The organism is Aeromonas sp. QDB20, assembly GCF_027707805.1.
Taxonomy (GTDB): Bacteria; Pseudomonadota; Gammaproteobacteria; order Enterobacterales; family Aeromonadaceae; genus Aeromonas; species Aeromonas dhakensis.
Genome location: NZ_JAPCJC010000031.1, coordinates 11,824 through 34,763, shown reverse-complemented (window position 1 = coordinate 34,763; position 22,940 = coordinate 11,824). Strand labels below are relative to the sequence as shown.

At 61.6% G+C, this 22,940-nt stretch carries 22 protein-coding genes; 14 read left to right on the top strand and 8 right to left on the bottom strand.

Annotated elements, in window-relative coordinates:
- Position 1: 1 nt before the first annotated feature.
- Both PG897_RS21430 and PG897_RS21425 read right to left on the bottom strand, forming a co-directional pair.
- Positions 2-310, bottom strand: coding sequence for a hypothetical protein (locus PG897_RS21430; protein WP_270829371.1), 309 nt, complete (start codon positions 308-310; stop codon positions 2-4).
- A 212-nt stretch (positions 311-522) separates the two neighbouring features.
- Positions 523-729: a helix-turn-helix domain-containing protein gene (locus PG897_RS21425; protein ID WP_080602645.1), complete on the bottom strand. Its 207-nt coding sequence runs from the start codon at positions 727-729 to the stop codon at positions 523-525.
- A 118-nt stretch (positions 730-847) separates the two neighbouring features.
- Between PG897_RS21425 and PG897_RS21420 the strand changes: the two genes are divergently transcribed.
- The 5 genes from PG897_RS21420 (at position 848) to PG897_RS21400 (ending at position 8,054) form a co-directional block, all read left to right on the top strand.
- Positions 848-1,414 carry a hypothetical protein gene (locus PG897_RS21420; protein WP_270829370.1) on the top strand — a complete coding sequence of 189 codons (567 nt, stop codon included), beginning with the start codon at positions 848-850 and terminating at the stop codon, positions 1,412-1,414.
- A gap of 786 nt (positions 1,415-2,200) precedes the next feature.
- The gene (locus PG897_RS21415; protein ID WP_270829368.1) at positions 2,201-3,097 is read left to right on the top strand and encodes a DMT family transporter; all 897 of its coding nucleotides are present in this window, start codon (positions 2,201-2,203) and stop codon (positions 3,095-3,097) included.
- 118 nt (positions 3,098-3,215) lie between these two features.
- Complete coding sequence (locus tag PG897_RS21410) at positions 3,216-5,153, top strand: methyl-accepting chemotaxis protein (protein WP_201885100.1); 1,938 nt, start codon at positions 3,216-3,218, stop codon at positions 5,151-5,153.
- 508 nt (positions 5,154-5,661) lie between these two features.
- Positions 5,662-7,107: an OprD family outer membrane porin gene (locus PG897_RS21405; protein WP_124249228.1), complete on the top strand. Its 1,446-nt coding sequence runs from the start codon at positions 5,662-5,664 to the stop codon at positions 7,105-7,107.
- A gap of 119 nt (positions 7,108-7,226) precedes the next feature.
- Positions 7,227-8,054, top strand: a complete 828-nt coding sequence (locus PG897_RS21400; RefSeq protein ID WP_201882698.1) for an SDR family oxidoreductase — start codon at positions 7,227-7,229, stop codon at positions 8,052-8,054.
- Positions 8,055-8,212: 158 nt separating this feature from the next.
- On the opposite strand, the gene PG897_RS21395 is transcribed toward PG897_RS21400, so the two are convergent.
- Positions 8,213-8,545 carry a DUF1904 family protein gene (locus PG897_RS21395; protein WP_017782053.1) on the bottom strand — a complete coding sequence of 111 codons (333 nt, stop codon included), beginning with the start codon at positions 8,543-8,545 and terminating at the stop codon, positions 8,213-8,215.
- Between the two features lie 87 nt (positions 8,546-8,632).
- Between PG897_RS21395 and PG897_RS21390 the strand changes: the two genes are divergently transcribed.
- From PG897_RS21390 to PG897_RS21375, 4 genes are all read left to right on the top strand, one after another.
- A complete protein-coding gene (locus tag PG897_RS21390; RefSeq protein ID WP_201885101.1) occupies positions 8,633-9,526 on the top strand; it encodes a TraB/GumN family protein in 894 nt (297 codons plus the stop codon).
- 168 nt (positions 9,527-9,694) lie between these two features.
- Positions 9,695-9,844 carry a DUF3149 domain-containing protein gene (locus PG897_RS21385; RefSeq protein WP_010634864.1) on the top strand — a complete coding sequence of 50 codons (150 nt, stop codon included), beginning with the start codon at positions 9,695-9,697 and terminating at the stop codon, positions 9,842-9,844.
- 153 nt (positions 9,845-9,997) lie between these two features.
- Entirely contained in the window at positions 9,998-10,576 is a 579-nt protein-coding gene (smrA, locus tag PG897_RS21380) for a DNA endonuclease SmrA (protein ID WP_010634865.1), read from the top strand.
- A 133-nt stretch (positions 10,577-10,709) separates the two neighbouring features.
- The gene (locus PG897_RS21375) at positions 10,710-12,188 is read left to right on the top strand and encodes a carboxypeptidase M32 (RefSeq protein ID WP_162518979.1); all 1,479 of its coding nucleotides are present in this window, start codon (positions 10,710-10,712) and stop codon (positions 12,186-12,188) included.
- Positions 12,189-12,257: 69 nt separating this feature from the next.
- Here the strand turns inward: PG897_RS21375 and PG897_RS21370 are convergent, their stop codons facing one another.
- A complete protein-coding gene (locus tag PG897_RS21370) occupies positions 12,258-12,659 on the bottom strand; it encodes a VOC family protein (RefSeq protein ID WP_117404631.1) in 402 nt (133 codons plus the stop codon).
- 201 nt (positions 12,660-12,860) lie between these two features.
- Between PG897_RS21370 and PG897_RS21365 the strand changes: the two genes are divergently transcribed.
- The 3 genes from PG897_RS21365 (at position 12,861) to PG897_RS21355 (ending at position 15,834) form a co-directional block, all read left to right on the top strand.
- A complete protein-coding gene (locus PG897_RS21365) occupies positions 12,861-14,444 on the top strand; it encodes an AlkA N-terminal domain-containing protein (RefSeq protein ID WP_201882671.1) in 1,584 nt (527 codons plus the stop codon).
- Positions 14,441-14,920 (top strand): methylated-DNA--[protein]-cysteine S-methyltransferase, encoded by a 480-nt coding sequence (locus PG897_RS21360; RefSeq protein ID WP_201885102.1) that lies wholly within the window; start codon positions 14,441-14,443, stop codon positions 14,918-14,920. The genes PG897_RS21365 and PG897_RS21360 overlap by 4 nt, the downstream gene beginning before the upstream one ends.
- Positions 14,921-15,045: 125 nt before the next feature.
- Positions 15,046-15,834 carry an SIR2 family NAD-dependent protein deacylase gene (locus PG897_RS21355; RefSeq protein ID WP_042009179.1) on the top strand — a complete coding sequence of 263 codons (789 nt, stop codon included), beginning with the start codon at positions 15,046-15,048 and terminating at the stop codon, positions 15,832-15,834.
- 177 nt (positions 15,835-16,011) lie between these two features.
- Here PG897_RS21355 and PG897_RS21350 read toward each other — a convergent pair whose 3' ends face one another.
- From PG897_RS21350 to PG897_RS21335, 4 genes are all read right to left on the bottom strand, one after another.
- A complete protein-coding gene (locus tag PG897_RS21350) occupies positions 16,012-16,383 on the bottom strand; it encodes an ASCH domain-containing protein (protein WP_201885103.1) in 372 nt (123 codons plus the stop codon).
- A gap of 110 nt (positions 16,384-16,493) precedes the next feature.
- Positions 16,494-18,353 (bottom strand): peptidase U32 family protein, encoded by a 1,860-nt coding sequence (locus tag PG897_RS21345; protein ID WP_043171055.1) that lies wholly within the window; start codon positions 18,351-18,353, stop codon positions 16,494-16,496.
- A 102-nt stretch (positions 18,354-18,455) separates the two neighbouring features.
- Positions 18,456-19,064 (bottom strand): LysE family translocator, encoded by a 609-nt coding sequence (locus PG897_RS21340; protein WP_016349742.1) that lies wholly within the window; start codon positions 19,062-19,064, stop codon positions 18,456-18,458.
- A 128-nt stretch (positions 19,065-19,192) separates the two neighbouring features.
- Entirely contained in the window at positions 19,193-20,134 is a 942-nt protein-coding gene (locus PG897_RS21335; protein ID WP_043171053.1) for a LysR family transcriptional regulator, read from the bottom strand.
- 202 nt (positions 20,135-20,336) lie between these two features.
- Between PG897_RS21335 and PG897_RS21330 the strand changes: the two genes are divergently transcribed.
- Positions 20,337-21,425: a ketoacyl-ACP synthase III gene (locus PG897_RS21330; RefSeq protein WP_017763914.1), complete on the top strand. Its 1,089-nt coding sequence runs from the start codon at positions 20,337-20,339 to the stop codon at positions 21,423-21,425.
- Between the two features lie 299 nt (positions 21,426-21,724).
- Positions 21,725-22,939, top strand: coding sequence for a methyl-accepting chemotaxis protein (locus PG897_RS21325; protein WP_043171052.1), 1,215 nt, complete (start codon positions 21,725-21,727; stop codon positions 22,937-22,939).
- The last annotated feature ends 1 nt before the right edge of the window (position 22,940 follow it).

Here is a 22,940-nt window from a genome sequence, read left to right as displayed (position 1 = left end):
GCTACACGCCGAAACAGCGCTTGGCACAGGCCGCATGACCTCTACTTTTGAGTGCTCCAAAAAATGGGGGGATTACCATACCAAGCTTCTTCTCAATTTCACGACAAGAAAAAACAAAATTATATAATATGCCATTTTTTATTTTTTCAAAAAACTCGTCATGGCTACTAACACCATTTTTAATTGGCAGGTAGACTAATAGAGTTTTAACTTTTCGCCCATCACTCAGAACATGCGTTACATTTACTTGTTTTAAAATATTTTTTATTTCTTGATGGTTTTTTAATTGTGGTTGAAGGTAAGCGTCCATAACAGTGCCTATCAGCCAGTGATAGAAAAGATACTACCAAGATTGCTATGATTTTCAAACGAATATCGAGACATATATAGATATAGTCTGGTCTTTGATACCGTGCGATCTACAGATTGTTTGAATACGTTGGGTGTATAAGAAAAACGAGGTAGTTTAGAGAAAACTATGGAGTGATTATCATAGCTACAATGTTCTTCTTGGATGCTTCATTAGGGAAGTAAGTCCCTAATGTCACACCCCAGTACCCTAGCAAGGCAATAAGCTTTCTCCAGGGTGATATTGACCTCACCACGTTCAATTCTTCCTACATAGCTTCTATCAATCTCGGCAACGTGTGCGAGCGCATCTTGTGATACGCCCAATTGAAGCCGTCTTTCACGTACCGCATCACCAAACTTTTTTGCTAAATCTTGCATGTCTCGCCTCTCTCTGGCGAGCACTATCTCTGGTTGTCTGACTTACAGCCACGGACTATAATCCGCAACTTGATTTTAATTTCCACTAATTATTGTCGTTCGAGACTGAGGATTACTTATGGGCTCCCAGACTGTGTGGCTACCAACCGCACTCTACACCGCACTAATTCGATTGCAGTTTGACGATTTCACTGCGACTGGGTGCGTAAGTGCTGTTTTTGGTGCCAAGGCTGAACCGAAGGTACATAGGAAGCGTTATAGCATTATTTATTTGAATCTCATCAAGCTAGTCCGTTTGGGGCTCCTAAAGAGAAAGCACGTTGATGATGGGAAGCGCTTTTCTCATTTCATCAAGACTCCTAAGTTCGATGAAGTGCATTTCAAGGAGGAATTTATTGGGCCGAGTGCGCATGTAACGGAATCAGGTAAGGAGCGTGAGCCGGAAACGTATGAATCCGTTCTGGAAGGACTGATCGCGAGAGCACAGCACTACCGTAAGGGGTTGCAGGAATGTGATTCAATGCTCGCTGAGTACCAGGAGTTAAAAGCGGACTTCTCCATATTGGATCCAGCGATTGAAAGGGCCATCAACAATACCGTTGCAGAGAGTCGCGATTTGCGGGGCAGGCTGGAAGCCGTGGAGAGGCTTTTGAGGGGGTTGATTGCGTTTAGAAGCGCCTCTTGATGTAATCGTTCAGCGTCAGGGGATTGATGCACACAGTTCGGAGGGAATGGGGTAATCCGTTTTCTCGATGCGGGCTCGGACAATGGTATGCAGTCACTCTTGGGGGCAACGTCCCAGCCAAGTCAGGCCACACACTACGTGTGGCCTGACTCAAGTGTGCATACAATAATGCATAAACCCAAACGGCCCGCTGCTTGCCTTAATGGTAAAGCGTTATCGTCAGCTCATTGGCATAGCTATTAGAAGTATGCATTTATGGGGTTCGCACTAACTATTGCACTTAGGGCAATAGCATTTTTGCGCCATGATGTGACATCAAGATGCTGATTTTTAAGTTGTTATAAAAAAATAAAACCTCTAAAAACAACACCTATAGTACATAACAGTTCGACTCCAGTCGGGAACGCCATACAAAACAAGGGGTTGGCATCGTCATGGTGCCAACCCCTTGCTCGTTTTTGGCCCAGGCCGCCGTTCGGCCGATGGCGGTTGCGTCGGCAGCCCGCCGCAACCTAACCTGCCCGAACTAACCTGCCAGCCCCATGGCGTGGCCCTACTGAACCTGCTGTTTGGTTCTGGCGGCACCTGGCTGGATCCCTTTGCTGCCCCTGCTGGTGCTGGCGCTCATCATCTGGGGCGTGCGTCGCCAGCAGTTGTCCGCCATCAGCAGCGCGGTGACCGACAGCAAATAATCGCACTGCCACACCACCGAGGTATGGCCACCAGGGAGGGCCGGTCTGCTAGACTGGCCCTCTTTTTGTTCATTCATCTGCAAAGGAGTGTCGGATGTCTGCTGCTTCGTGGTGGGACAAGTCCACCGGGCTGGCGCTGCTGACCATAGTGCTGTGGGCCTCGCTGGCGGCGCTCACCTCCCGGGTCACCAGCGTGTCGCCGCTGGTGCTGGTGGGGCTGGTGCTGTTTTTCTGCGGGGCGGGCGCCCTGCCGTTCTGGCGTCAGTGGCGGGCTCGTCCGGTCAACTGGCTGGTGACCATCAGCGCCCTGCTGCTCTACCACCTGCTGCTGTTCATGAGCTTTCGCCACGCCCCCGTGCTGGAGGCGAACCTCATCAACTACCTCTGGCCGCTGTTCATCATTCTGTTCACCCCCTTGCTGCTGCCGGGTCACCCGCTGCACGGCCGTCACCTGCTGGCCGGCGCCCTGGGTCTGGCCGGCTCGGTACTGGTGATGGTGAACGGCGAGCTGCAGCTGCAACAGGCCTATCTGCCGGGCTATCTGCTGGCGCTGGGGGCCGCCATCGTCTGGGGTGCCTACTCGGTGCTCTCGCGCCGGCTGCCGCCGGCCCCGGCGGTGATGACGGCGGCGGCCTGCCTGCCCGCCGGGTTGCTGGCGCTGCTGCTGGCCTGGCTGCTGGAGGGACCGCTGCCGGTGGCTCAAATTCCGGCCGGTGACTGGGGCCTCATCATCGGGCTGGCACTCGGTCCCATGGGGGCGGCGTTCGTCACCTGGTATCTGGCGCTGCGGGACGGGGATCCGCGCAGGATCGGAGCGCTGGCCTATCTGACGCCGCTGCTGAGCACCCTGCTGCTGGTGCTGTTCAACGGCGAGCAGCTGACCCCCCGCCACCTGCTGGCCGGCGCCCTTATCATGGGCGGCGCCCTGCTAGGCATGCTGGGCAAACCCCCGGCCCGCCACCAGCAGGAGGCCCCCGCCCTGCGGCCGTAAGCCAGCCCTCTCGACAGTCAGTCCGGGCCGCCGGGTTGACTGTCATAAAAGCGCCATCTCTGCTGCTTAAGCTCACGCCGACGCCCATCGCCGTGGTTCAACAAGCAGGAATGCTGCCGTGAAAATTGCCCATTATGCCTCCCTCTCTTCTCTCGCTCTGCTGCTGGTCGCCGCCGTGCAGGTCGCTGCCCTCTGGCACGGCTGGCAACAGCTCAACCAGGCCGAGCTGGCCCAGCACCAGCACGAACGGCTTCAGCAGCGGCTCACCGGTACCCTGCAGGGCACCCTGCGCGACTACCTCGCCAGCGGCGATCCGCTGCGGCTGACCGAGGCCGAAGGGGTGCGCAAACAGGCGCTCGCCCAGCTCTCCCAACAGGATGAGGCGCTCACCACCTCGCTGCGCACCCTGCTCGAGCAGATGGGAGCGCGCATCGACAGCGACTATCTGGCGGCAGGCAAGCTCTCCGGCAACAGTCAGTGGCTGCTGCAAAATGCCGAGAACGAGCTGACCGATCAGGCCAGGGCGCTGCTGCGATACGGTCAGCAAGGGGCGACGGGGAGCGACCCGGCCAGCGCCGAGCGCTATCGCCAGCTGGCCGGCGACCTGCTGGCGGCCCTGCCAGGGCTCGCTCACCTGCGCCAGAACTACATGGAGCAGGCCAGCCCCAAGCTGCTGGAAGGATTGCGGTTCGAGCTGGCGGCCCTGCAAAAACAGGCCGAGCAGCTGGCGGCTCTGCCGAGCCTGGCGCTTTTCGAGGCGCCTCCCGCCGACGAGTTCACCCTGGGGGAGCCGGAGCGCAAGGAGCTGGGGGATCTTCCCAAGGCCGAGCTGATCTCACTGCTCAAGCGCTACCCGCAGGAGCTGGAAAACAGCCGCAAGGCGCTGCAACAACAGCAGCAGGCGCGCCAGGCGGTGCAGCAGGACATTGACCAGATGCTGCAGGCCACCGGCCAGATGGGCAGCGAACTGGCCGCCGCCCGCCAGGCGGTGAACCAGCGGCTGGCCGCCATCCTCGGCAGCCTGGCACTCTGTCTGGTGCTGGTGGCCCTGCTGTTTGCGCTGGTGCAGCGCCGCTGGCTGGTCAGGCCGCTGCTGCGCCTGCGCGCGGCCTTTCTGCAGCTCGACGAGACCGGGCAGGCCGAGACCCTGCCAGAGGGGCGCGAGCGCAACGAGCTGGCCGACATCGTCGCCAGCTACAACCGCCTCATCCTGCGCCTGCAACAGGATCAGCAGCAGAAAGAGGGCCAGCTGTCGGCGGTGTCGCAGAGCCTGCAGGGAATGGTCAACCAGGTGCAGGAGATCCATCACAGCACCCGCACCACGGAGCAGGCGGTGGACGAGAGCGATCTGATGATGAGCGAGCTGAACCAGCTGGCCGGCGAGGTACACCAGGTGGCCGCCGAGATAGCGCAGCACGCCCAGCACAACGAGCACTCCATGAGCCAGAGCGAGCAGCTGGTGGGGGGCATGTTGCAGGCCACCGCCCAGACCGGGCTCGCCATCGACGAGAGCGGTGGCGCCCTGGCCCAGCTCAAGCGCTCGGTGGAAGATGTGACCGCCATCGTCGATGTGATTGGTCACATCTCCCAGCAGACCAATCTGCTGGCGCTCAATGCGGCCATCGAGGCGGCCCGGGCCGGGGAACAGGGGCGCGGTTTCGCGGTGGTGGCCGACGAAGTGCGCCACCTCTCCGCCGATACCCAGCGCTCCCTCGGCCAGATCACCGAGATCCTGACCAGACTGACCCAGGCGGGGGATCAGCTCGGCACCGTGCTGGCGCGGATCACCGCAGAGGCCGCCGCCCAGCGTCAACAGGCGGAGCAGCTGCGCCAGACCACCCAGGCGGTGCGGGAGATGGCGCGCAGCACGGCGGTCATCGCCCTGCAGGGGGCCGACAACGCCAAGAGCCAGGAGCACAAGCTGGCCAGTTTTGCCGATCTCATCGGCCGCATCAGCCAGCACGCCCGCCAGGGCAGCCGCCTCTCGGTGCAGGTGTCGGAGCACATCCACCACCAAGCCAGCCAGATCCCGCGCATCCTCGGCCACCAGGCCTGATCCGCGCCGGTTCAGCCGGCGCCCCCAACCCGGCCCCTGCCATCGCGCAGGGGCTTATCTTTTTTTGTGGCACAAAATTATCTGTTATCCGCAGGTTAACGAGGAAAGATCCCTCTGCACAGTGCGATCCGTCCGGATCGGCCGGCAATTTCATCTGAAAACGTTGTCATCGCCGTTATGAGCGGGCTGGGAGTGTCCACAACGAGCGTCATGATTATTTGCACTCGGTCATATTTTTGAAACTTGGTGGGAACTTTCCATTGATATTTCGCACCGCGAACGTACTCTTGAGCTGTCCGATAGCCAAGTATCGGAACACAAAAAAACAAACTATGTGATGAACAGAACTGCACCCACCGCAGATGTGCCAAGACGTCGCGGCCGCAGCCGACATACTCGAACTTTTTGCCCTTCGGGGTCTTGATTGCAATGCCAATACCGAGCGGCGGGCACCTGCCTGACTGCCGGACAAAAAAAGCTAAGTCCATAAAATCAGGAGCAATACAAAATGGAAAAAGTGATCTTCAAACGTGCCGCATTGAGCGCAGCCGTCGTTGCTGCCATGCTCGCCCCCGGTATGGTGTTGGCTGCCGACGAAGCAGGTCCCGCCTATGCAGCCGCCGCCAGCAAATTCTATGAAGAAGGCAAACTCAACGGTGGCCTCTTCTACTTCCAGCGTGATCGTCAGCGTATCGACGGCGACCCCACTGCCAAGAACAAAGAAGGCAAGTACCAGTCCAACCTGAGCCACGCCACCACCCAGGCCTCCCTGAACTTCAACTCCGGCTACGCCTGGGACGTGGTGGGTATCGATGTGGGCGGTTTCGGTGCCTATGATCTGGCCGTGACCGAGAACCACCCGGTCAACCAGGAGAACGAATTCTCCTTCGCCGGCAACAAATGGGGCGAAAACTACAAGGACGGTTCCCCGGAAGGCGGCTTCAGCCTGGCCAACGCCTCGCTGAAATTCAAGGCGCTGGACGGTGCCCTCACCGCCAAGGGCGGTCTGACCCAGCTCTACGTACCGGGCGTGATCGGCGTGAACTGGTCCTATCAGCCGGGTACCTACCGTGGTGGCCAGATCGAGGGTAACTTCGGCGGCCTCTACCTGACCTACGCCATCGCCGACGAGTACAAATCCCCCTGGTACAAAGAGACCCAGAAGTTCTCCCGCGCCAAGGCATGGATGGATCCGTTCGCCGATGAAAACGTCATCGACTACATCCAGGGCGTAGCGGCGCGTTACACCTTCGAAAACGGCACCTCCATTACCGGTTCTTACGGTAACTCCGAAAACTACATGGACAGCTACCACTTCAAGCTGGCCCACAAGTTTGACGTGCTGGGCGGTCTCTCCACCAGCTACCAGTTCTACGGCTCCGACACCGAGACCTATCAGAAGGGCGGTGCCGACATAGAGACTTACGACGGCCTGGCATGGCAGCAAGCGCTGACCGCCGCCTGGGGCATGGGCCCGTACGGCTTCCGTCTGGAAGGTCTGTGGACCAAGGCCGAGGGTAACGAAGGCAACTACCTGCCCCGTCTGACCCGTGGCTACGGCAACTCCCAAGGCGCGAACGAGATCTGGTGGGACTCCCGCTCCGACTGGAACGCCAACAACGAAAAAGCGCTGTTCTTCGGCGTGACCCGCTCCCTGGATGACCTGGTGGGTGCACCTGGCTGGTCCGTCGGTGTCTCCGGTGCCTACGGCTGGGATATCCAGAAAGGCGACGGCACCAAGGCCACCAACGGTGAAGATACCGAATGGGCAGCCAACTTCGACGTCATGTACACAGTGCAGGATGGCAAGCTGAAGGGCACCCTGTTCAAGCTGCACTACACCGATTACAACAACGACATCAGCCAGAGCGGCGGTTGGACCGAATACCCCAACATCTTCGCCTCCGAGAAAGACGTCAAGTTCCACATCATCATGCCGTTCACCATCCTGTAAGCAGGTGGTTGAAGTTAGCAAACCGGGCCGATTGGCCCGGTTTTCTTTTTTCTGATCAGCGGGTTAACATGCAAAGCCGCAGGCGCTTCTGCCTGCCCCGTCACCACAAGGATGCGACCATGTCCCGCTTCGTTCTGATCACCGGCTGCTCCAGCGGCATCGGCCTGGCCGCCGCCAAGGCGCTCGGCCAGCACGGCTACACCGTCATCGCCTCCGCCCGCAAGGCCGAGGACGTGACGCAGCTGCGCCAGCTGGGTTTGCTGGCGGTCGAGCTGGATCTGGCCAACGAGGCCAGCATAGAGAGGGGCGCGGCCGAGGCACAGGCACTGGCCGGTGGCCGCCTGTATGGCCTGTTCAACAACGGCGCCTACGGCCAGCCCGGCGCGCTGGAGGATCTGCCCACCCAGGCGCTGCGCGAGCAGTTCGACACCAACCTGTTCGGTTGGCACCACCTCATTCGCCAGCTGCTGCCGGCCATGCTGGCGGCCGGCGAGGGGCGCATCGTGCAGAACAGCTCGGTGCTGGGGCTGGTGGCCATGAAGTATCGCGGCGCCTACAACGCCAGCAAGTTTGCGCTGGAAGGGTATACCGATACCCTGCGCCTGGAGCTGGCCGGCAGCGGCGTGCAGATCAGCCTGATCGAACCAGGCCCCATCGACACCCGCTTTCGGGCCAATGCCCGCGCCGCCTTCCTGCGCCACATAGATCCCGCAACCAGCCGCCATCAGACCGCCTACCAGCAGACCCTGAGCCGGCTGGAGCGCGAAGGGGGTGCCCGCGGTTTTACCCTGCCAAGCGAAGCCTGCATCGCACCGCTGTTGCACGCACTCGGCAGCCCGCACCCCAAACACCGCTACCCGGTCACCTTCCCGACCCGGCTGTTCGGGGTGCTGCGCCGCCTGTTGCCAAGCCGCCTGCTCGACCGGATCCTCGCCAAGTCGGCCTGACGGCAACCGCTTCGCCCCCCCGGCACGCCCGCACACTACTGGCAACCAGAGGCGACGACGAGCATCGTCGCCTCTCGTCTCATCCCCACCAACCGGCACCAGAGTGCAGCGCCAGAGTGGCTTGAATCATTCAAGCCGCCATCCCTGGCCGTCCCCGCTCAGTAGTGCTGGCCGTTGCTGTAATAGCAGCTCTTGACGATGGGCAGCACCTGCACCACCACATAGGTCTGCTCCCCCAGCACCGCTTTCAGGTGGCGGGTGATCAGCGCCGCGGCCGCGTCCTGCAGCTCCTGCGGGCGTTCGAACCAGACCAGCTCGACGAACGGAAAGCCAGCCTCGCGCTCCCCTTCGCGCACCCAGTGACTGTCGATGCACTCCAGGGTGACGAACTCAGGTTTGCCCCCGGTGAGGGTGCAGAGATCCGCCAGCAGAGGGGTGCTTATCTGCTTGAGGGTGTCGACGGTGACGGCCCGGAAACGAAGGTGGGGCATGGGAAAACCTCTTGGCTGTGACAAATGAGGACTTATCATAGGGGTTATTGTGACGAAGAGAAGCCATCCGCTGACATAAGGTGCCCCATGAGACTCCATCGCCTGCTGCTCCCCTTCCTGCTCTGCCTGCTGCTGCCGCTGAGCGCCCTTGCCGACCCCGCCTTCTATCGGGTCAGCAAGGGCGATCAGCAGCACTGGCTGCTGGGCTCCATCCACGCGGGCAAACCCTCGCTCTATCCGCTGCCCGACCCCATCGAGCGGGCCTGGCTGCAGAGCCGTGCCCTGGTGCTGGAGGTCGATCTGACCCACATCAGCCAGCAACAGTGGCAGGAGATGGGGGCCATCACCCGGCTGGTGGACGGCAAGACCCTCAAGGAGCACATACCGCTCGACCTCTACCGGCGCACCATCATCGCCGCCGGCCAGAACGGCCTGACCGAGAACATGCTGGCCCCGCTGCGCCCCTGGTTCGCCGCCATCACCCTCACCCAGGCGGCACTGGAGCGCACCGACTTTCGCAGCGCGCTCGGGGTGGATCAGCACTTCGCCAAACAGGCCACCGACGGCGGCAAGCCCATCATCGGCTTCGAGACCCTGCTCGAGCAGCTCGGCTACCTCGCCAGCGTCGGTGACAACCAGACCCTGATGCTGGAGAGTACCCTGGACGAGCTGCCCGAGCTCGAGCGCGGCTTTGGCGAAGTGATGAAGGCGTGGGAAGAGGGGGACGAGGCGACCCTCATCAACCTGCTCAAATCGGAGATGGCGCCGCCCAAACTGCAGGCCTGGCTGGAACAGACCCTGCTGGCGGAGCGCAACCACAACTGGCTGAAGAAGTGGTCCACCCTGCCGAACGAGAGTTTCATCGTGGTAGGGGCGCTGCATCTTTACGGCGACCAGGGGCTGCTCGCCCTGCTGGAACAACAGGGCTGGCGCATCACCCCGCTCACCGAGCCGGGCCCGCACAAGCCGGCCCGCCAATAAGGCGCAGGCGGGACCACATCGGCCCCGTCAGGGTCTTTATATGGGAGGGCGCTCACAGATCCGGCTGCCGATTTAATAACCACAAGGGGACTTGATCGAGATCATCTCTTTGCTCCCAAAGAGGTATCTATCATGCCTGTCATCAATGGGATGACAGGAGTGCATGAGATGGATTTTTGGATGAACCTGATGTTCGGCAACAGCGTGGGACTGATGTCCATGTTGGTGATTATCGGTACCTTCCTGCTGATCAGTTCCTACGCGGCCTATTTCATCTACAAGGTGATGAACGCCAAGCCGCCGAAAGAGGGCCAATAAGCCTGCGTCAGGCGATCCCCGATCGCCTGATCCCGCCCTCGCCTCCCCTTTGCTCAGGGTCTGAGCAGACCCGCTCCACTGCCGCGCCCGCCACTTTCAGATCCGCCCTCGCCCGCTATAATGGCCGCTCATTCCACCTGCGGGGAGCCTGCCGTGTCTCAAAACGACGAACTCTCACTGTTTCGCAATGAAGTGGCCGATGTGCGCCCCATTCGCAACGACCATGTCCGCCTCCAGACGGCCAGCAGCCCGACCGACGCCCAGCTGGCGCGGCGCCAGGCCGCCACCGCCGAACAACTCGCCCTGGATCACCTCAGCATGGAAGCGGTCGAGATGCTCGACCCCCACGCCATCGTCGGCTTCAAGCGCGACGGGGTGCAGGAGGGGGTCTACAAGAAGTTGCGGCTTGGCAAGTACGAGCTGCAGGCGAGTCTGGACCTGCACCAGAAGACCCTGAACGAAGCGCGCCAGAGCCTGGTGCAGTTCATTGCGGATTGCGAACTGCGCGACATCCGCTGCCTGCTGATCCTGCACGGCAAGGGAGAGCGCAGCACACCGCGCGCCCTGCTCAAAAGCTATGTCAGCGCCTGGTTGCCGCAACTGCCGGCGGTGATGGCCATGCACAGCGCCGAGCGTCGCCACGGCGGCGGTGGCGCCCTCTACGTACTGCTGCGCAAGAGCGAGCGCAAGAAGGCGGAGAACCGCGAACGCCACCAGAAGCGGCTCGGCTAGCCAGCGCCCGTCATCTGGTCAGTCATCCTAGGCCAGGGTGGTAAAACGCACGAGGGCAGTGTTAGCATCGAACGGCCCCGAGCATGCCAGGTACGGGGTGTACGCCATCAGGGACGATAACAAGGATAATCCCATGTCATATCAGAAACTTGAACAACATCAGCAACAGCTGCACCGGCTCTCCCACCTCTCCGCCATCTGTGGCTGGGATCAGGCCGCCATGATGCCGGAGGGGGGCAACGAAGCCCGCGCCGAGGCCATGGCCGAACTGGGACTGCTGATCCACCTCAAGCGCACCGCCCCCGAACTGGGCGACTGGATTGCCAAGGCCGAGAGCGAGCCGCTGGACGAGATCCAGCGCGCCAACCTGCGCGAAATCAAGCGCCACTGGCAGGATGCAAGCCTGCTGCCCGGGGATCTCGTGGAGGCGCTGTCGCTCGCCGGCAGCAAGTGCGAACACGCCTGGCGCCGCCAGCGCAAGGAGAACGACTGGGCCGGCTTTGCCCCGAACCTCGCAGAAGTGGTGAAACTGTCGCGGGAGGTCGCTTCCTTGCGCGCCGAGGCGCTCGGGGTGCGCCCCTACGACGCCATGCTGGCGCTCTATGAGCCGGGCATGACCAGCGCCCGGCTCGACGAGATCTTCGGCGATCTGACCGGCTGGCTGCCCTCCCTCATCCAACAAGTGAGTGAGCAGCAAAAGAGCGAAACCATCCTGACCCCGCAAGGCCCCTTCCCCATCGCCGCCCAGCAGGCGCTCGGCCAGCAGGTGATGGGGCTGCTCGGCTTCGATTTTGCCCATGGCCGCCTCGATGTGAGCAGCCACCCGTTCTGCGGCGGGGTGCCGACCGACGTGCGCATCACCACCCGCTACAACGAGCAGGAGTTCGTCTCCAGCCTGATGGGTATAGTGCACGAAACCGGCCACGCCCGTTACGAGCAAGGCTTGCCGCGCCAGTTGCTTGGCCAGCCGGTGGCCGAGGCGCGCTCCATGGGCATTCACGAGAGCCAGAGCCTGTTCTGCGAGATGCAGCTCGGCCATGATCCCGCCTTCCTGGCACTGCTGGCGCCGCACATTCGCGCCCACTTCGGCGAGCAGGCGGCGTTGGCACCGGCAAACCTGGCCAAGCTCTACAACCGGGTCGAGCCCGGCTTTATCCGGGTCGATGCGGACGAGGTGACCTACCCGGCCCACGTCATCCTGCGCTACGAGCTGGAGCGCGATCTGATGGAAGGTCGCATCGAGGTGGCAGACATCCCCGCGCTGTGGGACACCAAGATGCAGCAGTGGCTGGGGCTCTCCACAAAGGGCAACTACCAGAATGGCTGCATGCAGGACATTCACTGGACCGACGGCTCGTTCGGCTACTTCCCGAGCTACACGCTCGGCGCCATGTACGCGGCGCAGCTGCGCTTCGCGCTCGAGCGAGAGCTCGGCAACATGGGCGAGCTGATCGCGGCGGGCCGCCTGCCGGAGATCTTCGCCTGGCTGGGTCGCCACATCTGGTCCCAGGGCAGCCGCTACGGCACCGACGAGCTGGTCAGCCGCGCCACCGGCGAGGCGCTTAATCCGCACTGGCTGCGCAAACACCTCGAGCAGCGCTATCTGAAGTAGGGCCAGCGCACCCGCCAGCAGATAACAAACGGGGCCTTGCGGCCCCGTTTTTCATGGTGACGCGACGCGTCAGCGCCCGTCCGGGACGCCAATAAACTCGCGCAGCTGCAGGATGTTGCCCTCGGGGTCGAACGCATTGCGCACCACGAAGCCTGGGCCTGACCACTGCTGAGGCAGCAGGCCTCCACCGAGATCGGCCGCTTTCGCTTCCGCCCAGGCGAGGCTAGGCACGGTAAAGAACAGCTTGATGGCGCCCTGCTCGCGCAGCTGCGGCGGCGTGGTGATGGCCACCTGCTCGGCATAGGGGGCTGGGATCGCGTGCAGCAACAGCTGGATGTCGGCGTTTTCCTGCACGATCAGCTCGTCACTCTGGCTGCGGATCTCCATCTGCAGCAGGGTGCGATAAAAGTGGCTCAGCAGGCCGGGATCCCTGGCATAGATCAGGGCGCCGGCACGTGCGGGTCCTGGCATGGCTCTCTCCTCCTTGGATGTTGTCAGCCCAGATTCGCACACTTGCCCCCTCAAACCGATCTGTTTTTCATACCGTGCACGCGGCATCGGCTTTATTTCAATTGCTGTCCGTTTCTGGCTAGTCATTGCCCCCGTTCCTGCTTAGTCTCTCACTCATCCGGGCCGCCGTGCCCGCCCCGTCTTCGGCGCAAGGAGCCACCGATGCCAACAGATCACGCCATGACGATGCCGCCGGCCCCAGAGGATGAGTCAGGCCTGCCGCTCAGCGCCGAGCAGTGCCATGCCGCCCGCCTGGCCCGCGATGCGCGCTTCGACGGCCGCTTCTTTACCGGCGTGCTCTCTACCGGTATCTACTGCCGCCCTGTCTGTCCGGCGCGGCCACCGCACGAGCACAACGTGCGCTACTTCCAAAGCGCCGCCGCAGCGGAGCAGCATGGCCTGCGCCCCTGCCTGCGCTGCCGGCCTGAGCTCGCGCCCGCCGCGCCCGGCGATCTGCCGCCGACACTGGCACGCCTGCTGGCCCGGATCGATCGCGGTGAGCTGGCGGAAGGCTCGCTCACTACCCTGGCGGAACAGGCCGGCATCAGTGAGCGCACGCTGCGCCGCCAGTTCGAGCAGCACCTCGGCGCTTCGCCAAAACAGGTGGAGCAGACGCGCCGGCTGCTGCTCGCCAAGCGGCTGTTGACCGAAACCCGGCTGCCCATCACCGACATCGCGTTTGCGGCGGGCTTTGCCAGCATTCGCCGCTTCAACGACGCCTGGCAGCAGGCATATGGGCTGGCGCCGCGGGCGCTGCGTCGTCAGAGCGAGCCAACCGGCGACGCCGCCGCCCTGACGCAGGCTGCGCCACAGAGCGAGGAGGGGGCGATGCTCACGCTGCAACTGCCCTACCGCCCCCCGTACGACGTGGCGGCCATGCTGGCGTTCTACCGGCTGCGCGCCATTCCGGGGCTGGAACGGGTAGATGGCGAGGTGTATGAACGCCTGCACCGGGTCGGCGATCGGCTCGCACGGGTGCGCATCAGCCAGGGCAAGGGGCACAGCCTGCAGCTCAGCGTCCATGATCTGCCGCCCGCCGCGCTGCCTGATCTGCTGTATCGGGTGCGCCGGATGTGGGATCTCGATGCCGACATGCAGCGCATCGGTGCGCGGCTCGGGCAGGATCCGCTGCTGGCACGCCTGCAGGCACGCTGGCCGGGCGTTCGGCTGCCCGCCGGCTGGGACGAGTACGAGGTGATGTTGCGCGCCATCGTCGGCCAGCAGGTATCGGTCAAGGGGGCCATCACCATACTCGGGCGGCTGGTGGCGCGCACCGAGGCGCAATTCGGGGTGGCGCAGTTGCCCACACCCACCCAGCTGTACGAGTTGAACCTGGACGGTATCGGCATGCCCGGCAGCCGGATCAGAACGCTGCAGGGGCTGGCACAGGCGCTGGCCAGCGGCGAGTTGAACTTGACCTGCGCCAGCGATGAACAACTGCTGGCGCTACCCGGCATCGGCCCCTGGACGGTCGCCTACTGGCGGCTGCGCTGCGGACTGGACCCGGATGCCTTCCCCGCCTCGGATCTGGTATTACAAAAAGCGCTGGGAGGCGGCACCAAGTTGCCGGTAAAGGAAGTACTGGCCCACAGCGAAGGGTGGCGACCCTGGCGCGGCTACGCGGCGAGCTGGCTGTGGCATGCCATGAGCGAGCAGCCGACACTGTTGACCGAATCGGCACTGCTGACCGAGCCGACACAAGGCGGCGCAGCAAGCGACAAGCAAGCAGAGGAGACAACCCCATGATCCGCTATGACATCTTGCCCAGCCGCTGCGGCGATCTGCTGGTGGCCATTGACGAGCTCGGCCTGCTGCACGTGGACTTTGTGGCGGGGCTGCGCGCACTGCCCGACATGCGCGACTGGCAACAGGACAAGACGGCGCTGGCCCCTTTTCTCGCACAATTTGAGGCCTATTTTGCCGGCCGCCTGCAACGCTTCAGCCTGCCGCTCGCACCAAGAGGCACGGCGTTTCAGCAAGCGGTCTGGCAGGCCCTGTGCGACATCCCCTACGGCGAGACCCGCAGTTACAGCGACATCGCCCGCGCCATCGGCAAGCCCAATGCGGTACGGGCGGTGGGCGCCGCGAACGGCCGCAACCCACTCTCGATCATCATTCCGTGCCACCGGGTGATCGGCCAGAACGGTAGCCTGACCGGCTATGCGGGGGGATTGGAGATTAAAAAGGCTTTGCTGCAACTGGAGAATATCAGTGAAAGATAATGTAATGCCTATAAGCCATAGACACTATCTATCATAAAATAATATCCACCACAGATTTACGATTTCATCGACTTTTCTAACCCGGGTATAGTGGCAGAACCATATTTATTAAGGAGAGATTAAATATGGAGCAGCTACTATCGGCCTTTAGACAGGGCAACGTCATTCTTTTTGTTGGGGCCGGGGTATCGATGAACCTTGGTCTTCCATCATGGTCAACCCTGCTCGACAAGATCGCCAAGGATCTTGGCTATGAGCCTGAAATATATAAATCTTTTGGCGATCACTATGCGCTGGCAGAATATTATCGTTTACAAAAAGGCAGCATAGGCCCTTTAAGAAGCTGGATGGACAGAGTTTGGCATTCACCTGACATCGATATTTCAACATCCAAAGTCCATGAATACATTGCCAAAGCTAACTTTCCGATAATATACACCACCAACTATGACCGCTGGATAGAGCATGCCCTCGCATATTATGGCAAGCCATTTACCAAAATCGCATCGGTATCAGACTTTACCAGGATAAAAAGTGACAAGGTACAAGTTGTAAAATTTCATGGTGATTTTGATGATGACAAATCCATTGTCATTGATGAGACCAGTTATTTTGAGCGACTTGAATTCGAAACACCACTGGATATAAAACTGCGTTCGGATGTGCTAGGTAAATCAGTGCTATTTATCGGGTATAGTTTGGCCGATATCAACCTGAGGCTTTTATTTTACAAACTTTCCAAATTATGGAAAGCCAACCGGGCGGGTGATGCCCAGCCTAAATCGTATATTTTCTCGGCCAAGTCGAATCCGGTACAAGAGGCCGTCCTTGAGCAATGGGGGATCAGCATGATCTCATCTGAAAAAGAGAACCCTGGAGAGGCATTAGAGGCGTTTCTGAATAAATTCCAATAATTGAAAATCTTGAAGGCACCTCCCCGCACCGGCAATCCAGCAGGGGCGCCATCCCTGTACATGCCGCTCGCACTGCGCAGCATCGAAGGGGCTGTGCGGCCACCTCACCACCTCCGATAACACTCTCCATGGGGATCAACCCACAAGCCGATGCCTGTTCCTCTGACCAGCCCTGTTTTAGCCGCAATGCGCGCCCAGAACGCCCGAGCCGTCTACCTCATACAACTTCCTCTGCGCCGGCACCACGGGCCCATCGACCACAGGACGCACGTTGGACAGCCGCCACGCAAAGTAACCCGGCTCCCAGCCCCTGGAGCAGGCGGCCAACACCTCATCGGGTTGCCACTCATGGGCCTCCTCGATATCAACCAGGGCGACCGCTCGACCGGCCGGATCCACAGGATGATCGGCGCTGAGGTATCGGCCATTTTCAACGATCAGCAGGTCGCGAATGGGCAGTGAGGGAGGCAACCACGAGCGAACTTCGAGCGTCTTCTTGCCCGAAGCAATATTGGCGCCATGGGGCGCCACGATGGAGAGTGCGAGCATAGGTCCTTCCTTGCAGCTTGCTGGGGATCCCTGGCACAAGATGATACCTCAAGGCAAAGCGGGTCACACAACCCCAGCCATGTGCATGAAACCTGACTGCGTCATGCTCCTCAGCGTTTCAAACTCCCCATCACGTGCATTTCACAGCGGTGACAGTCAAAGCGCAGGCGGAAGGTCTCCTTGCCCATCTTGAGCTCCAGTGGCTCGGCTTTGAGGCCGGGTACCTCGTTCGGGCAGAGGTTCTGGCTGTAACGGATGCAGTGTTTGGTGATCATCAGCACCACTTCCCGCTCCTCCTTGTTCGCTTCATAGGCGGGGGCGATGCGCTCTACCCCGTGCTCGCGGAAGAACTGCTCGGCCGCGCTGTTGAGCACGTTGCCAAGGTAGGAGAGACGGTGCTGGGGATAGTGGATATCCCGCAGGGCGATGCGCCGCTCGGGGCGCTGGTAGCCGGCCAGACGGGCAGCCTCCAGCGCGGCGATGCCATCCCGGCGCAAACCGTTGAGCATGGATGCGGCAATGAATAGCGGGTGAGTAAACGCCAACTCAACCTTGCGCGCCACGAACAGGGTATTGCCGAGTTTGCCGAGCTGATCGCGCGCCTGTTGCAGCGCCCGCTCCGGGTTGTCGGCCGGCTGTTTGTCACAGGGGAGCGTGACGGCGGCGCTGATGCCCTGCTCATCGGTAAGCGTGAGGCGCATTCCCTCATCACACTCTGCCAGCACCATATCGACCCGGATGCGGCGATCGGCGCTCGACTTCTCCAGCACCTTGCTGAATGCCTGATCGTGGTTGCGGTAGATTTCCGTGCCTACCTTCAGCCCCGGCATGCGCTCTGACAGGAGTAACTGCTTACCTTCGACTTTGTTCAGGCGCATCCCCACCAGCTCGTTGTTCGGCTTGAAGAAGCCGAGACCGTCGCCGTTGTTGAGGGTGACCTGCTTGCCGTCGATCTCGATGCCATCCCTGGTGATACTGGTGACCCGGCCCAGCGGCTCGCCCACGTATTTCGGGCTCTGGGTAGAGTCGATCCCGGGCTGGCGACCATGGAGGAAGTAATCGGTGCTGCCGCGGTTGAAGCTCTTCTTCGGATCCGGCGTGAAGCTGTAGCTGCAGCGGCCGGCCGAGGAGGCCACCAGATCGCCGCGGCGCTCCAGAATGGCGTCGAGCTTCTGCCGATACCAGGCCGTGACGTTCTTGACGTAGTCGAGCCCCTTGAGGCGCCCCTCGATTTTGAACGAGCGGATCCCCGCCTCGATCAGCGCCTCCAGGTTGTCGGTCTGATCCATGTCCTTGAGAGAGAGCAGGTGGCTGTCGGCCACCAGCACCTCGCCATCCGGCTTTTGCAGCGAGCAGGGCAGCCGACAGAGTTGGGCACACTCGCCGCGGTTGGCGCTGCGGCCGGTCCGAGCGTGGCTGATGTTGCACTGACCGCTGTAGGAGACGCAGAGCGCACCGTGGATGAAGAACTCCAGCTGCACATTGGTGGCCGCACTGATCTCGCGGATCTGTGCAAGGGACAGCTCGCGCGCCAGCACCACCTGGGAGAAGCCCACATCCTGCAGAAACTTCACCTTCTCCGGGGTGCGGTTATCAGTCTGGGTACTGGCATGCAGCGCAATGGGGGGCAAATCGAGCGCCAGCAGCCCCATGTCCTGCACGATCAGCGCATCGGCCCCCGCTTCGTAGATCTGGTGGGTCAGCCGCCGCGCCTGCTCCAGTTCGTGATCGTGCAGCAGGGTGTTGAAGGCGACAAAGACCTGGGCGCCGAAGCGGTGGGCATGGCGCGCCAGCGCTTCGATATCCTCTATGCTGTTGCCTGCCGCGCTGCGGGCGCCAAAGGCGGGGCCGCCCATGTAGACGGCATCGGCACCGTGATTGATGGCTTCTATGCCGTAGGCGAGGTTCTTGGCCGGAGCCAGCAGCTCCAACCGGTTGTGGTGGCTTAACGGGTGCTTGTTCTGGTGCATGGTCTCGGAGTCAGGGCGGACAGCAAATGGGCGCCACTCTAGGGCATTGCCACCCTCCCCGCCTTGATCCCGCTTAAGATCACCGCAAAATACAGGATTGGATCAGAGCACCACCTTCAGGGCCAGTCCCAGCAGCACCAGACCGCTCACCTTGTCGATGACGAAGGACTTGGCTTTGAGCCAGGCCAATACGGGGCCGCGAGAGAGCACCAGCGCCACCAGCACGTACCAGACGGCGTCGATCCCGCCAGCGGTCAGCATCATGATGCCCCCCTCGCGCCAGCCGGTATCGGCATGCACAAACTGGCTGAACAGGGCGATGAAAAAGACCGCGAGCTGGGGATTGAGAAAGGCCACCATAAAGCCTTCAAAGGCGCCTTGCCGACCGCGCAGCTGGTGCACCTCTTCGCTCGCCTCCCCCTTGGCGGGTTTGGCCAGCAGCGCCTTGACCCCGAGCCAGGCGAGAAACGCCGCACCGCCGTAGCGAATAACGTCAAACAGCAGCGGAGTCTGGGTGATCAGGATGGCGAGGCCCAAAGCCGTGATCAGCGCATAGATGCCGACTCCGAAGCCGTGGCCAAGGGCGGTGGCCACGCCGTGCCCCTGCCCTCCCTGCACCGTATTGCGGATGATCAGCGCCAGGCTCGGCCCCGGGCTGATGGCGCCCATCACGCAGATTGCGGCCAGAGCTAGCCAACTCGTCAATTCCATGGTGTTCCTTGTCTCAAGCGGAATATGAATGTCTGCGCTCAGGGTAAAGGGCCCCTGGTTATGCCAGAAGTGAAAGTTGGGAATAGACCCCATAGCCAATGGCTATAGGCCAACACAAGCGTCTGTTGCTAGCGGGGCGGGTTCAACACCTTGCGGCTCGCCGCCACCGTGCGCTGCAGGTGCTCGCGCAGGAAGGGATAGGCCAGTTCGCGAAACCACTTGTGGGCCGGATCCTGATGGTGGCGCTGATGCCACAGCAGATGATACTGCTGGGTGCGGCTGGCAAACGGCAGCTCACAAAAGTGCAGGGCGTGCTCGCAGGAGAGCTGCCAGGCGATGTGGGCCGGGGTGGTCAGCAGGCAGTCGGTACGCAGCAACACCTCCACCGCCGCCTGAAAGAAGGGCACCCGGGCAAACCAGCGCCGACTCACCCCCTGGGGTGCCAGCACCTGTTCCACCGGGCTGTCCTTGTCACCCCCGCCGCTCACCTGCAAATGGGGCCAGGCGAGATAGTCATCGAGACTGAGCGAGCGCCCCGCCAACGGATGGTGGCTACCCATCAACACCACCAGCCGATCTTCCCCCTGATGCAGGCCGCGGATCTGATCCGGCACCAGTTCGGTGATGGTGGAGACCATGTCCAGCTCGGATTGCCACAGCTGCGGCAGCAGGCGCTTGTCCCACAGGCTGTACTCCAGCGCCGCCAGCGGCGCCTCCCTGGCCAGCGCCGCGCAGATGTCCGGCAGGATGTGCTGGGCCACGTAATCGGAAGAGGCGAGCCGGAACACCCGCTCGCAGCGGCTCGGGTCAAAACCGGGAGCCTCGTAGAGTCGCTCGAGCGCCCCGAGGGAGTCCGCCAGCTGGGCGGCCAGCGCCTCGGCCCGTGGCGTCAGCAGCCAGCGCTGCCCCTCCCGCACCAGCAACTCGTCGCCAAACTCGCTGCGCAGCTGGCCGAGCTGCTTGCTGATGGAAGGCTGGCTCAGGTACAGCAGCTCCGCCGCCCGGCTGATGTTGCGGGTCTCCAGCAGCACCTTGAGGGTAGGCAGCAGGTTGAGATTGGCTTTGTGCAAGGGGAGGTTCCATCCAGTGGCGAAAGCCCTATCTTAGGGCAGCCAAGCCTCGTGGTTTAAGCGAAATTTCCCGCCGGCCCCCGCAACCTGGCGTGACCCTGCAGCCAGATAACCATGACCACAAGATGACAGTGGTTGCCCCGTGCGGCATAATTGCGCGATTTTCCGCCCGCGGGCGATCCACTTGAGAAGCGGTAACAAGATGAAATACGCCAATATCACAGGCTGGGGCAAATGCCTGCCTCCCTCCGTGCTGACCAACGACGACCTCAGCACCATCATGGATACGTCGGATGAGTGGATCTACCCGCGCACCGGCATCAAGGCTCGCCGCATCTCCCACGTCAGCACCTCCGATCTGGCCACCCTGGCCGGGCGTCGTGCGCTGGCCTGCGCCGGGCTGGAAGCCAGCGACCTCGACGGCATCATCCTGGCCACCGCCACGCCGGACAACCTGCTGCCGAGCGCCGCCTCCGCGGTGCAGAAGAAGCTGGGCGCCACCAATGCCGCCGTGTTCGACCTCAACGCCGCCTGCACCGGTTTCGTCTACTCCCTCTCGGTCGCCACCTCGCTGGTACAGACCGGCATGATGAAGAAGGTGCTGGTGATCGGCGCCGAGCGACTCACCTATCTGCTGGACTGGGCCCGTCGCGATACCGCCGTGCTGTTTGGCGACGGTGCCGGCGCCGTGGTGATCGAGGCGAGCGAGCAGGAGAGCGGTCTCATCGCCAACAAGCTGGGCTGTGACAGCGAGGCGCGCGAGATCCTGCACGTGCCGAACTTCGGCACCGACCGGGTGCGTTTTGCCGACATCGACGGCCTCTTCACCTTCAACTTCGAAGGCCAGGAGATCTTCAAGCGGGCCGTACGCGGCATGGGCGAAGCCACCAACACGGTACTGGCGCAGGCCGGTATCGCACCGGAGCAAATCGATCTGATCGTGCCGCACCAGGCCAACATCCGCATCATCGAGACCCTCGCCAAGCGCATGAACGCGCCGATGGAGAAGGTGATGGTCAACATCGAGCACTACGGCAACACCTCCGCCGCCACCGTGCCCATCGCCCTGTGCGAGGCACTGGAGCAGGGCCGCGTCCAGCCGAACAGCTATCTGCTGACTGCCGCCTTCGGTGCCGGCCTGACCTGGGGCGCCGCCATCATCAAGTGGGGCGATCGCGTGACACCCATCAAGGCGTGCGAGGCCGAACTGCCGCCGTGCGACAAGAGCGCGCTTGAGCTTATCGCCCATGCCGTGGAAGGGTGCCAAAAAGCCCACGCCAACGAGGCATAAAGCCGCCCGCACAACGCCGAGAGCCTGTCATATGCAGGCTCTTTTTCGTTCTATCCTCCTTCCTTATTGTGCAGATACGCCATTCCCCGCCAGCAAGGGGCTGCAAGCTGCCAAGCGTCCCCTCCATATTCCATTTTTCTCAGTAACCCCAATCAAGAAAGAGCAATTTGTAACCAGGCGATTTTTTTGCGCTAACCTTACTGAGTTATTGATAATTAGCGGGTTGCGCTTGGCTCATTCAGTCTGACTGAAATGACGGCTCACCCTCTTCACATTCAAGAGCAGGGGCGAGTTTGCGTATGACAGACAACACACGGGCACACACCTTAGCCTTCTGGGAGCCGGTCAGCTGGGCTTGCGGCCTTGGCCTGGGCCTGTTCAGCTCCCTGCTGTTGCTGCTCGCGGGCAGCCCCCTCCCTTATCTGCTGGCCAACCTGGCGGCTGCACTGGCCGCCACCCTCTGGAGCGCCCGCCACTACCACGCCAAACCCGCCGACAAAGAGAGTGAGGCGAAGCAGACCCATCCATTTGCCGATAACGGACTCAACCACTCCATCATCGGGCTCGAGCAGGTATGTGAAAAAGCGGTGCCTATCTGGTCGCAACAAATTGAAAACTCTCGCCAGCAAACCGAAGGAGCCATGATCGACCTCACCCAGCGCTTCGCCGGCCTGACCACCAAACTGGAAGAGGCGGTCGCCGCCTCCCACAATGCCGCCGGCGATCTGGGGGGGGAGAAGTCGGCCGGCATGGCAGCCGTGCTGGCCCAGAGTCAGGCCCAGCTCAATCAGGTCATCACCATCATGCACTCCACTCAGGCCAACCGCGATGCCATGCTGGCTGAGATCAAGACGCTCACCGCCTACACCATAGAGCTCAACACCATGGCGCTCGACGTGGCCAAGATAGCCTCCCAGACCAACCTGCTGGCCCTCAACGCCGCCATCGAAGCGGCCCGGGCCGGTGAGGCTGGTCGTGGTTTCGCCGTGGTGGCTGACGAGGTGCGCACCCTGTCGCGCCTCTCCAGCGAGACCGCCCAGAAGATGACCGACAAGGTTGACACCATCAATGCTGGCATCGGCCGCGCCTTCCAGATTGCCGAGAGCGCGGCCGGGCGCGACCAGGTTGCCGTCAGCGACGCCGAACACGCCATCGAGCAGGTACTGGAACGCTTTCGGATGGCCACCACCAGCCTGGCAGAATCCGCAGCCCTGTTACAGAGCGAGAGCAGCGGGATCCATCGCGAGATATCCGATGTCATCGTTTCGTTACAGTTCCAAGATAGGGTCAGTCAAATCCTCAGCCATGTGCGTCAAAACATGGACAGCCTCAACGACCACCTGGTCTCGTCTCGCAACAGAACACACCAGTCAGGCCCCATCCGGATCGATGCGGAGAGCTGGTTGGCGGACATGGAGCTCTCATACGCCACCGATGAACAACGCAACATTCATCATGGTCGCCAGCACCAGGCGGCAACCCCATCCAGCAATGCTGATGTCACTTTTTTCTAGG